This window comes from Streptomyces sp. NPDC001941 (assembly GCF_040296945.1).
In the GTDB taxonomy this organism is placed as follows: domain Bacteria; phylum Actinomycetota; class Actinomycetes; order Streptomycetales; family Streptomycetaceae; genus Streptomyces.
Map to the genome: position 1 here is coordinate 32,262 of NZ_JBEOYE010000024.1, position 11,593 is coordinate 43,854.

General features: G+C 73.4%; 12 protein-coding genes. 7 read left to right on the forward strand and 5 right to left on the reverse strand.

What is annotated here, in order from left to right; all coding sequences use genetic code 11:
• Positions 1-7 precede the first annotated feature (7 nt).
• The 6 genes from ABT160_RS18265 (at position 8) to ABT160_RS18290 (ending at position 5,946) form a co-directional block, all read left to right on the forward strand.
• A complete protein-coding gene (locus ABT160_RS18265; RefSeq protein ID WP_351648643.1) occupies positions 8-271 on the forward strand; it encodes a hypothetical protein in 264 nt (87 codons plus the stop codon).
• 19 nt (positions 272-290) lie between these two features.
• Positions 291-488, forward strand: a complete 198-nt coding sequence (locus ABT160_RS18270) for a hypothetical protein (protein ID WP_351648644.1) — start codon at positions 291-293, stop codon at positions 486-488.
• A 218-nt stretch (positions 489-706) separates the two neighbouring features.
• A complete protein-coding gene (gene tatA, locus ABT160_RS18275) occupies positions 707-985 on the forward strand; it encodes a Sec-independent protein translocase subunit TatA (RefSeq protein ID WP_351648646.1) in 279 nt (92 codons plus the stop codon).
• Positions 986-1,051: 66 nt separating this feature from the next.
• The gene (tatC, locus tag ABT160_RS18280) at positions 1,052-2,002 is read left to right on the forward strand and encodes a twin-arginine translocase subunit TatC (RefSeq protein ID WP_502984257.1); all 951 of its coding nucleotides are present in this window, start codon (positions 1,052-1,054) and stop codon (positions 2,000-2,002) included.
• A gap of 142 nt (positions 2,003-2,144) precedes the next feature.
• Entirely contained in the window at positions 2,145-3,035 is an 891-nt protein-coding gene (locus ABT160_RS18285; protein WP_351648647.1) for a diacylglycerol kinase, read from the forward strand.
• 70 nt (positions 3,036-3,105) lie between these two features.
• The gene (locus ABT160_RS18290; protein ID WP_351648648.1) at positions 3,106-5,946 is read left to right on the forward strand and encodes a DEAD/DEAH box helicase; all 2,841 of its coding nucleotides are present in this window, start codon (positions 3,106-3,108) and stop codon (positions 5,944-5,946) included.
• Positions 5,947-6,152: 206 nt separating this feature from the next.
• On the opposite strand, the gene ABT160_RS18295 is transcribed toward ABT160_RS18290, so the two are convergent.
• The 3 genes from ABT160_RS18295 to ABT160_RS18305 form a co-directional block, all read right to left on the reverse strand.
• Positions 6,153-6,920 (reverse strand): anti-sigma factor, encoded by a 768-nt coding sequence (locus tag ABT160_RS18295; protein WP_351648650.1) that lies wholly within the window; start codon positions 6,918-6,920, stop codon positions 6,153-6,155.
• Complete coding sequence (locus tag ABT160_RS18300; protein ID WP_351648651.1) at positions 6,917-7,501, reverse strand: sigma-70 family RNA polymerase sigma factor; 585 nt, start codon at positions 7,499-7,501, stop codon at positions 6,917-6,919. The genes ABT160_RS18295 and ABT160_RS18300 overlap by 4 nt, the downstream gene beginning before the upstream one ends.
• Positions 7,502-7,613: 112 nt before the next feature.
• Positions 7,614-8,522: a hypothetical protein gene (locus ABT160_RS18305; RefSeq protein ID WP_351648735.1), complete on the reverse strand. Its 909-nt coding sequence runs from the start codon at positions 8,520-8,522 to the stop codon at positions 7,614-7,616.
• A 240-nt stretch (positions 8,523-8,762) separates the two neighbouring features.
• On the opposite strand from ABT160_RS18305, the gene ABT160_RS18310 reads away from it, so the two are divergent.
• Positions 8,763-9,392, forward strand: coding sequence for a MerR family transcriptional regulator (locus ABT160_RS18310; protein ID WP_351648652.1), 630 nt, complete (start codon positions 8,763-8,765; stop codon positions 9,390-9,392).
• Positions 9,393-9,689: 297 nt separating this feature from the next.
• Here ABT160_RS18310 and ABT160_RS18315 read toward each other — a convergent pair whose 3' ends face one another.
• Both ABT160_RS18315 and ABT160_RS18320 read right to left on the reverse strand, forming a co-directional pair.
• On the reverse strand, positions 9,690-10,535 hold the full coding sequence (locus tag ABT160_RS18315) for a siderophore-interacting protein (protein ID WP_351648653.1): 846 nt from the start codon (positions 10,533-10,535) through the stop codon (positions 9,690-9,692).
• Positions 10,536-10,607: 72 nt separating this feature from the next.
• Entirely contained in the window at positions 10,608-11,513 is a 906-nt protein-coding gene (locus ABT160_RS18320; RefSeq protein ID WP_351648736.1) for a 5'-3' exonuclease, read from the reverse strand.
• Positions 11,514-11,593 lie beyond the last annotated feature (80 nt).

Here is an 11,593-nt window from a genome sequence, read left to right on the forward strand (position 1 = left end):
GGTTCGCATGACGGAGGCGTCCGTGCTGCCGGGAGTGCCGGTGGCCGTGGGTCCGGTCCTCTTCAAGGCCGCGTGCCCCGACTGCCGGGCCCGCTTCGAGCTGTCCGCGGGGGCGCTGCGGCTGGCGATCGGCGGCAGCCGCCGTACGACCTTCTACTCCTTCACCTGCCCCGAGTGCGGCACCGCCGTCCGCAAGCCCGCGGGGGAGCGGATCGTCGAACTCCTCACGGGCGGCGGTGTACGGACGCTCCGGCTCCACTCGACCGTCTGAAAGCGTCTAGGCTCTGCGCATGTTCTGGCCCATGACCGCCATCGCCCTGGGGTTCCTCGGGATCGCCGTCCTCGGAGTGCTCGGAATCCGGGTGTTCATCGAGGCCCAGCGCCTGGGACGGCAGGTCGCCCGCACCACGCGGGAGATCAACTCGGCCGCCGAGGACCTGGAGAAGGCGGCGACGAACCTGGCCAGGACCGGCGAAACCCTGCCGTAGCGGACGCGCTCTCCTTGGCCTTGCGGTACGGGAGTACGCTGCTGGTCACGGCCCTGCACGCGGTGCCGTCGTTCGCAACCGGGAGTGTGCGCGGGCATTGCCCTGCGTTTACCCCTGCGGGTTACGATCGCTGGCAGCGCGGGGGTCCGGACGAGTGTCCGGTCCGCCGGGCACCACACGCAGTCCCCCTGTCGCCTCGGTGAAGAAGGTAAACAGCTATGGGTAGGCTCGGCCCCACCGAGATCATCCTCATCCTCGTCGTCGTCGTCCTGCTCTTCGGTGCGAAGAAGCTTCCGGACATGGCCCGTTCGCTGGGCAAGTCGGCCCGCATCCTCAAGAGCGAGGCCAAGGCGATGAAGTCGGACGACAAGGAGAGCGCCCCCGCGGACCCGCCGCACCCCGGGGACCAGACCGCTCCCCGCACCATCCAGGCCGCCCCGGGCGACGTGACCAGCTCGCGCCCCGTGACCGAGCCCACCGACACCACCAAGCGCTGACGCCCCAGGGCCGTCGCCGGTGCGATGACCGCGGTGACGGCCTGCCGCACGAGATGAGGACGTGGGTTGCTCAAGTCTGCCCGCAAGCAGGAGAAGGACCCCGAGGGCCGGATGCCCCTCGTGGAGCACCTGCGTGAGCTGCGCAACCGGCTCGCCAAGGGGTTGCTCGCCATCACGGCGGTCACGGTGGTGGCGCTGTACTACAGCGAACAGCTGATGACGTTCCTGACGAAGTCGGTGCCCAAGTGCCCCCCGGGCGTGACGAGCAGCGGCGGCAACTGCGCGATCATCTCCTTCAACACCCTGATGGCGCCGTTCAGCACGACCATCCAGATCTCCCTGACGACCGGTCTGGTCGTCGCGAGCCCGATCTGGCTGTACCAGCTGTGGGCGTTCGTCGCCCCCGGCCTGCACCGCAGCGAGAAGCGCTACACCTACGCCTTCGTGGGCGCGGCCGTACCGCTGTTCTTCGCCGGTGCCTACCTCGCGTACCTGATCCTGCCCGTCAGCGTGAAGGTGCTCATCAGCCTCACGCCCGAAGGGTCGGCCAACATCCTGTCGCTGGCCGACGTCCTCGACTTCACCCTGCGCATGGTGCTGGTCTTCGGCCTCGCCTTCGAGCTGCCGCTCGTGCTGGTGATGCTCAACCTGACCGGCGTGCTCAGCGGCAAGCGGATGGCCCGCTGGTGGCGCGGCGTGATCATGGGCGTGTTCATCTTCGGCGCCGTGATCACCCCGACCACGGACCCCGTCGGCATGATCGCCCTGGCCGGGCCGATCAGCGTCCTCTACTTCATGGCCGTCGGCTTCTCGCTGCTCAACGACCGGCGCAGGGTGCGCAACAACCCCGACGCGCACCTGTCCGACGACGAGGCCTCCGAGCTGGACCTGACCCCGAGTGACATCGACGACGTACGGCCGGTGAGCGCCGGGCGCACGGCCCTGCCCGAGCAGGCCACCGGTGACACCGAGGCCGGCCGCGCCCAGCGGCTCAACGGCTACGACGACGTCACCTGACGCCCCGACGGCCCCCGAAGGGCCCGGCTCCCCGTGGGGGCCGGGCCCTTCGCGCACCTCCGGTCCTTCCCGCTCGTCCCGGCCCTTCCCGCTCACCCCGGGGGGTGTGGCCGGAACCGGTCCTTGCGGTACGGTCCGGCGGGTGACCAGCGAGATCACCCTCTTCGTCAACCCCACCGCCGGGCGCGGCCGGGGCGCCCACGCCGCGCAGCCCGCCGCCCGCGCCCTGCGGGACGCCGGGTTCTCCGTGCGCACCGTGCTCGGCGAGGACGCCGACGACGCGCTGCGCCGGGCCAGGGAGGCCGTGGCCGGCGGCACCGGGGCGCTGATCGCCGTCGGCGGCGACGGGCTGGTCTCCCTCGCGCTGCAGGCCGTCGCCGGGACCCGTACCCCGCTCGGCGTGGTCGCCGTCGGCACCGGCAACGACTTCGCGCGCACCCTCGGCCTGCCCGTGCGCGCCCCCGCCGCCGCCGGAAGGCTCGCCGCCACGGCGCTCAAGGAGGGCCGGGTGCGCGACATCGACCTCGGGCGGGCCGGCGGGCGCTGGTTCGGCACCGTGCTCGCCTCCGGCTTCGACTCCCGCGTCAACGACCGGGGCAACCGGACGCGGCTGCCCGCCGGGCGCTTCAAGTACGACCTGGCGATCCTCGCCGAGCTCGCCGCCCTCGCCCCCGTCCCCTACCGGCTCGTCCTGGACGGGACGGAGGTGCGCGAGGTCGAGGCCACCCTCGTCGCCGTCGGCAACGGCACCTCCTACGGCGGCGGGATGCGCATCTGCGCCGGCGCGGAGCCGGACGACGGACTGCTCGACGTCACCGTCGTCGGTGCCGTCTCGCGCACCACGCTCCTGCGGGTCTTCCCGCGCGTCTACCGGGGCACCCACCTCGGCCACCCCGCCGTCACCACCCACCGGGTCCGCGAGATCACCGTCGAGGCCCCCGCCACCACCGCCTACGCCGACGGGGAGCCGCTCGGCCCGCTGCCGCTGACGGCGCGCTGCGTCCCGGGGGCGGCGCGCGTCCTGGCCCCGTGAGCCCGCCCGTCCCATCTGCCGTTAAAGATCGCGCCTTGTGTCAGAGGGGGCGGGTAGGCTCGACGACAAGATGACAGAGGACCTCTCACCAGCAGAGCGCTACGCCGCTGCCCGGATCCGAGCCGCCGAGCAGGCCACCGCGCTCGCCCCGTTCCGCGAGATGTACGAGTTCGGCCTGGACCCCTTCCAGATCGAGGCGTGCCAGGCGCTGGAGGCCGGCAAGGGCGTGCTCGTCGCCGCGCCCACCGGCTCCGGCAAGACGATCGTCGGCGAGTTCGCCGTGCACCTGGCGCTGGGCCAGGGCCGCAAGTGCTTCTACACCACGCCCATCAAGGCGCTGTCGAACCAGAAGTACGCCGACCTCGTCAAGCGCTACGGCGCGGAGAAGGTCGGCCTGCTCACCGGTGACAACAGCGTCAACGCCGACGCGCCCGTGGTCGTCATGACCACCGAGGTGCTGCGCAACATGCTCTACGCGGGCTCGCCGGCGCTCACCGGCCTGGGGTACGTGGTGATGGACGAGGTGCACTACCTCTCCGACCGCTTCCGCGGCGCCGTCTGGGAAGAGGTGATCATCCACCTCCCCGAGTCGGTGACCCTGGTGTCGCTGTCGGCCACCGTGTCCAACGCGGAGGAGTTCGGCGACTGGCTGGACACCGTCCGCGGCGACACCGAGGTGATCGTCTCCGAGACCCGTCCGGTACCGCTGTGGCAGCACGTGCTGGCCGGGCGCCGGATGTACGACCTGTTCGAGGAGGAGACCGACCACGGCGGCCGGGGCGCCTCCCGCCGCGAGGTCAACCCCGACCTGGTGCGCCTGGCCCGGATGGAGAACCAGCGCACGTACAACCCGCGCGACCGGCGCCGCGGCAAGATGGTCCGCGAGGCCGACCGCGAGCGCGAGCGCCGCCAGCGCTCCCGGATCTGGACGCCCGGCCGCCCCGAGGTCATCGAGCGGCTGGACGCCGAGGGCCTGCTGCCCGCCATCACCTTCATCTTCAGCCGCGCCGCCTGCGAGGCCGCCGTCCAGCAGTGCCTCTACGCGGGCCTGCGGCTCAACGACGACGAGGCGCGCGCCAGGGTCCGCGAGATCGTCGAGGAGCGCACCGCCTCCATCCCCACCGAGGACCTGCACGTCCTGGGGTACTACGAGTGGCTGGAGGGCCTGGAGCGCGGCATCGCCGCCCACCACGCGGGCATGCTGCCGACCTTCAAGGAGGTCGTCGAGGAGCTCTTCGTGCGCGGCCTGGTCAAGGCCGTGTTCGCCACCGAGACCCTGGCCCTCGGCATCAACATGCCGGCCCGCTCGGTGGTCCTGGAGAAGCTCGTCAAGTGGAACGGCGAGCAGCACGCGGACATCACCCCCGGCGAGTACACCCAGCTCACCGGCCGCGCGGGGCGCCGCGGCATCGACGTCGAGGGCCACGCGGTCGTGCTGTGGCAGCGCGGCATCGACCCCGAGCACCTGGCGGGCCTGGCCGGCACCCGCACCTACCCGCTGCGCTCCAGCTTCCGCCCGTCGTACAACATGGCGGTCAACCTGGTCGACCAGTTCGGCAGGCACCGCTCGCGCGAGCTCCTGGAGACGTCCTTCGCGCAGTTCCAGGCCGACCGCTCGGTGGTCGGCATCTCCCGGCAGGTCCAGCGCAACGAGGAGGGCCTGGAGGGCTACCAGGAGGGCATGACCTGCCACCTGGGCGACTTCCAGGAGTACGCGCGGCTGCGCCGCGAGCTCAAGGACCGCGAGACGGACCTGGCCAAGCAGGGCGCCGCCCAGCGCCGGGCCGCCGCCGCGTCCTCGCTGGAGAAGCTCAAGCCCGGCGACGTCATCCACGTGCCCACCGGCAAGTTCGCCGGACTCGCGCTGGTCCTCGACCCCGGCCTGCCCGCGGGCCGCTCCAACGGGCACCGCGGCTTCGAGCACCACGACGGGCCGCGTCCGCTGGTGCTCACCGCCGAGCGCCAGGTCAAGCGGCTCGCCTCGATCGACTTCCCGGTCCCGGTGGAGCCGCTGGAGCGGATGCGCATCCCCAAGTCGTTCAACCCGCGCTCCCCGCAGTCCCGGCGCGACCTGGCCTCGGCCCTGCGCTCCAAGGCCGGTCACATCGTCCCCGACCGGCACCGCAAGGGCCGCTCCGAGGCCGCCGACGACCGCCAGATCGCCCGGCTGCGCACCGAGATCAGGGCCCACCCCTGCCACGGCTGCGACGAGCGCGAGGACCACGCCCGCTGGGCCGAGCGCTACTTCCGCCTCCAGCGGGACACCAAGCAGCTGGAGCGCCGCATCGAGGGCCGGACGAACACCATCGCCCGCACCTTCGACCGGATCGTGGCGCTGCTGACCGAGATGGACTACCTGCGCGGCGACGAGGTCACCGAGCACGGCAAGCGGCTCGCGCGGCTCTACGGCGAGCTGGACCTGCTGGCCAGTGAGTGCCTGCGGGACGGCGTGTGGGAGGGCCTGGCCCCCGCCGAACTGGCCGCCTGCGTCTCGGCGCTGGTGTACGAGGCGCGCCAGTCGGACGACGCGGTGGCGCCCAAGGTGCCGTCGGGTCCGGCGAAGACCGCGCTGGGCGAGATGGTGCGGATCTGGGGCCGGCTCGACGCCCTGGAGGAGGAGTTCAAGATCAACCAGGCGGAGGGGGTCGGGCAGCGCGAGCCCGACCTGGGCTTCGCCTGGGCGGCCTACGAGTGGGCGTCGGGCAAGGGCCTGGACGAGGTGCTGCGCGAGGCGGAGATGCCCGCGGGCGACTTCGTGCGCTGGTGCAAGCAGGTCATCGACGTGCTGGGCCAGATCGCCGCGGCGGCCCCTTCGTCCGGTGCTCGGGCGGACTCCACGGTCGCGAAGAACGCGCGCAAGGCCGTCGACGCGCTGCTGCGCGGGGTGGTGGCGTACAGCTCGGTGGGGTAGCCGGGCGCAGCCCGGCCCGAGACGTGGGCCGGGGCCCGGCCGGTCATGCCGACCACGCCGCGAGCGCCCGTGCCGGGCGCCGCGTCCCGGGCCCGGGTGGCCGAGATGTGGAGCGGGGCGGTGCCCGGGCCCTGACCCGCGCACCGCCCCTGTGCCGTACCGGCTCCCTCGGCCCTCTCCGGCACGGCGGTCCGGTGTGGCATTCGCTAGGCGGCCGCGAAGTTCATCAGGGCCACCGGGTTGGAGGTGGGCTGCGCGGAGCCGCCGGCCGGCTCCACCGTGACGCCCATGCCCGTCGCCCCGTCCACCGCGCCGTCCATCAGGACCGCCTCGGTGCCCCGGGCCGGGTCCAGCAGGCCCGCCGGGCGCATGGTGCCCCCGTCGTCGAACCACAGCTGGTAGACCCGGCCCCCGGGCGGCGCGGCCAGGCCCGTCGCCAGGAACGCGGCCCGGTTCTGCTGCCGCGACACCACGACCGTGCCCGTCGCGCCGCCCGACAGGCGGGCCACGGTGGTACGGGCGTCGGGAGCCGCGAGGACGCGGGTCAGCGCGTCCGCCTCGCCGCGCGCCTGGGCCGCGCGGTCCTCCGCGTCGCGGGCCGCGTCGTGCTGCCAGACGGCGACGCCGCCGAGACCGGCCGCCGCGGCGAGACAGGCCGCGAGCGCGAAGCGGGTGGCGCGCCTGGTCCGGCCGGCGCGGGGGGCCGGCACCGCGGTGGTGACGGGTTCGGGGGTGACGTGCGGCGGGTCCTGCCGCACGGTCGCGATCCTGCGCAGCACCTCGTCCTTGAAGGCCGGCGCGGGGGTCTCGGTCATGGCGAGGCCGAGTCTCGCCGCGGTGGCGGAGAGCTCGTGGACCTCCTCGGTGCAGGCGGAGCACTCCGCCAGGTGCGTCTCGAACGCGGCACGCTCGTCCGCGTCGAGCGCGTGCAGGGCGTACGCCCCGGTCAGGGTGTGCAGTTCGGCGGCGCTCACGCGGTCACCCCCAGGCAGTCGCGGAGCCGGATCAGACCGTCGCGCAGACGGGTCTTGATGGTTCCGAGCGGTACGGAGAGGAGTTCGGCCACTTCCCGGTAGGTGAGGCCGCGGTAGTAGGCGAGGGTGACCGACTGGCGCTGGACCTCGGTCAGGGTGCGCAGGCAGCGGCGTACCTGCTCGCGTTCGAGCCGCGCCTCCACCTGCTCGACCACCTCGTCGTAGGCGGGGGTGCGTTCGAGCAGGGCCGCCTTCTGCTCGCGGGTGGCGGCGGCCTGCGCGGAGCGGACCCGGTCCACGGCGCGGCGGTGGGCCAGGGTGAGGGCCCAGCCGAGGGCGGAGCCCCGGGAGGGCTGGTAGCGGGCGGCGGTGCGCCACACCTCTACCAGCACCTCCTGGGCGACCTCCTCGGACTGCGCCGGGTCGCGCAGCACGTGCCGGACGAGGCCGAGCACGGGCCCGCTGAGCCCGTCGTACAGCGAGGAGAAGGCCTCCTGGTCGCCGCGGGCGACCCGGACGAGCAGCTCGTCCAGGCCGGGACCGGCCGGTGGGGCCCCGCTGATGTGCACGGCTTCCTTCACACGCACTCCTGTGACAGGGGGAGGGGGTTGCGCAGATGATTCGGTGCCGGGTGCCCTCCGGATGGGGTGCCACGAGCGGCTTTGCCGATTCGTGACCATAAGCCACGGAAGCCTACGGCACGCTCTCCGGCTCCCGTACGGCCGTGTCGGCGTCCGCGCGCCGGGCCGGCGAACGGCGCAGCACCAGGGCCGTGGCGAGGAGCGTCACGAGGGCGATCGCGCCGAGGGCGGCCACGGTGGTGCCGTCCGGGTGGACCAGCGACTGGCCGCGCAGGGCCTGCCAGGTGAGCAGGGCGAGCAGCGCCGCGTAACCGCCGGAGGCGACCAGGACCAGGCGCAGCCGCGTCCCGGCGTCCCGCAGCGCCGGGACGCGCGGCGCGAGCGCGACCGTCAGCAGCAGGAACAGCGGCAGGAGCTGGAGGGCGTGCATCCCGAAGAAGTGCGGGACGCGCAGGTCGCCGCCGGTGGTGGACCAGCCGGTCAGCGGCATCGAGGGGCCGCCGTCGGGGACGCCCACGCTGTGCGCGCCCACGATCGTGGAGGCGGTGCGCTGCTGCTCCGCCGTGGGCAGGGTCATCAGGAAGCCGAGCGCGGCCCCGGCCAGGGCCAGCAGCGAGCCGCACCGGACGGCCCAGCTCGACGCGCGGTCGGGGAGCGCGGAGCGGAACATCAGCACGGCGATGACCAGGGTGGCCGTCCAGAGCACGACGACGGTGTTGGCCATGACCTGGTACACCGTCTCGTCGAACGGGGTCGTGTTGTTGAAGTGGCTCCGGGTGCCCCGCACCACCTGGCCGGTGATGGCCACCATCTCGATCGCGCTCGCCACCGCCACGACCGTGCCCGCCCACCAGCCGGTGCGGCGGGCGCGGGGGAGCAGCGAGAGCATCCAGGCGAGCGAGAGGGAGTACGCGGCGAACGACACCGAGAACTTGAAGGGCTTGAACCAGATCGGCGAGCCGACGAGGACGCGGTCGTCGACGGCCATGCCGACCGCGCTGACCACGGCGAGGACCGCCATGGAGCCCGCGAACAGGACCAGGGGGCGGTGCCAGGTGGCGAGGGTGTGGCGGAGGGAGGGCGTGCGGGAGGGAGAGGGGGAGGGGGAGGTGGAGGGGCGTAAGGGGCGGGGCGTGCGTGACGTGCGGGAGAGAGACATGGTGACCCCCGGTCATTATGGATAGCAGCACTGTCCGCTATCCGATAGTGGGACTATCTATGATGGGTGGATCGTTGGCAAGGGTGGAGAGGTGAACGCAGGGTGCGCATCGGGGAGTTGAGTCGCCGGACCGGGGTGTCCGTTCCGACGATCAAGTACTACGTACGCGAAGGGCTGCTGCCGGCCGGGCAGTTGACGAGTCCGAACCAGGCTTCGTACGACCAGACGCACGAGCAGCGGCTCAGGTTGATCCGGGCGCTGCTCGACGTCGGAGGGCTCTCGGTGGCCGGGATCGGCGCGGTGCTCGCGGCCGTCGACGACCCGGAGCAGCCGGTGCACAAGGTGCTCGGCGAGGCGGCGCACCGGATCCTGCCGCGGTACGAGGAGGAGGGTGACGCGGCGATGGTGGCGGCCCGGGCGAAGGTGGCCGCGCTCATCGAGCGGCGCGGCTGGCTGGTGGACGCCTGCGAGCCGCAGGCCGAGGCGCTGGCGGCGTCGCTGGCGGCGATGACCCGGGTGGGCGCGGAGGAGTTCGCGGACGCGGTCATCGAGGAGTACGCGGACGCGGCGCAGGGGGTGGCCCGGGTGGACCTGGAGTACGTGGCGCGCCGGGTGGCCCGGGAGGACATGGTGCGGAGCACGGTGGTGGGGACGGTGCTCGGGGCGTCGATGCTGGACGCGCTGCGGAGGATGGCGCACGTGGACGCGTCGGCGCGGGTGTACGGGGGGTAGGGGGCGGGGCCGTGTGGGGGTGCGCCGGGGGCGGGGTGCTTTGGGGTGCGGGGTGCCGGGGCGGGCGTGGGCCCGTGGGGCGGGGTGCTTTGGGGTGCGGGGCTCCGGGGTGGGCGCCCTGGGGTCCCCGACCCGCCCCTTCCCGAAAGCCTCCGGCGGTGAGGGGCCGGTCCTGTCCTCAAGCGCCGGACGGGCTGGGGGAGTTGGGTGGGTCGGAGATGCCCGGGCGGCCGGGCCCCGCTGCGGGTCCGTCCTCAAACGCCGCCCGGGCTGGGATTCGTAGGAGCGGTGGGGGCGTCAGGAAGACGAGGTCTCCTGCTCCTGTTCCACCTGGGCGTTCCACTCGCGCTTCACCGCGCGCCACGCCTCGTCGTTCTGGCCCAGGCGCCAGTAGCCCGAGATCGACAGCCGCTCGCGCGGGACCTCGCGCTCCAGGCGCAGGTGGCGGCGGAGCTCCTTGACGACGCCCGCCTCGCCGTGGACGAAGGCGTGCAGCCGGCCCTCGGGGAACTCAAGCTCCCGTACGGACTTCACCAGCGCCTCGCCCACCGGGGCGTCGCCGCGGTGCAGCCAGGTCACCGACACGCCCTCGGGCGCGGCGATCTCCTGCTCCTCCTCGGGGCCCGAGACCTCGACGAAGGCGTGCACCAGGGCGCCCGCGGGGAGCGCCTCCAGGGCCGCGGCCACGGCGGGCAGCGCGCTCTCGTCGCCGACCAGCAGGTGCCAGTCCGCCGTCGCGTCCGGCGTGTAGTCGCCGCCGGGGCCCAGCAGGTGGACCTCCTCGCCGGGGGTGGCGCGCGCCGCCCACGGGCCCGCGAGGCCCTCGTCGCCGTGCACCACGAAGTCCACGTCGAGCTCGCGCGCGGCCGGGTCCCAGTTCCGTACCGTGTAGGTGCGGTTGAGCGGCCACTGCTCGCGCGGGAAGTCGGCCCAGATCTGCTCGATGTCGAACGGCTCGGGGTAGGTCACGCCCTCGGGCGGGAACAGCACCTTCACGTAGCTGTCGGTGTGCCCGTTGGTGGCGAACTCCGCCAGCCCCTCGCCGCCGAAGGTCACCCGCACCATGTGCGGCGTGAGGCGCTCGGTGCGCACCACCCGTGCGAGGTGGGCCTTGCGGGCCTTGCGGGCCTGCTGCTCTGCCATGGCGGTCTCCCCTGAGTGTCCCGTGAAATATCGCGCGCCCAGCGCATACTTAGGCTTGCCTAAGCTAACACCTCACCGGGCCAGCGTGGCCAGCAGCCGTTCAACTGCTCCCGTGAGGCCCCAGCGCTTCATCAGCTCGGCGAGCGCCGCCGGGTCGCGGGGGCCCGCGGGCAGCGCCGGGTCGAAGTCCGCCAGCGGCGCGTCCAGCGCCACCCGCACCACCTTCGGCGCCACGTCCAGGTACTCCGCGGCCTCGACGATGCCCCGCCGCTTGGCCGGCGTGAGCCTGGACGCCGGGTCCTGCGCCGCCGCGCGCACCCCCGCCAGGTCGCCGTACTCCGTGATCAGCTGGGCGGCCGTCTTCTCGCCGATGCCCTTGACCCCGGGCAGCCCGTCGCTGGCGTCGCCGCGCAGCGCCGCGAAGTCCGCGTACTGGTCGGCCCGCACCCCGTACTTCTCCGCGATCAGCTCCTCCACCACCAGGTCGCAGTCGCCGACGCCCTTGCGCGGGTAGAGCACGCGCACCCCGCGCGCGTCGTCCACCAGCTGGAACAGGTCGCGGTCGCCGGTCACGATGTCGACCGGGCCCTTCGCGCGCGCCGACAGCGTGCCGATCACGTCGTCCGCCTCGAAGCCGGGGGAGCCCACCCGGGCGATGCCCAGCGCCGCGAGGACCTCCTCGATCACCGGGACCTGCGGGGCCAGCGTGTCCGGGGTCTCCTCCTGGTCGGGGCCCGCCGCCACCTCCTCGGCGACCCGGTGCGCCTTGTACGAGGGGATCAGGGAGACCCGCCACTCGGGCCGCCAGTCGTCGTCCCAGCAGGCCACCAGGTCGTCCGGGCGGTGGTCCTGGACCAGTCGGCCGATGAAGTCGAGCAGGCCGCGCACGGCGTTCACCGGGGTGCCGTCGGGCGCCCGGACCGAGTCGGGGACGCCGAAGTAGGCGCGGTAGTAGAGGGAGGCGGTGTCGAGGAGCATCAGGCGTCGCGTCACACCCCGAATGATGCCGCAGCCCACTGACAGGGGCGCCGCGGGACCACCGCCCGGGTGTGACGGGA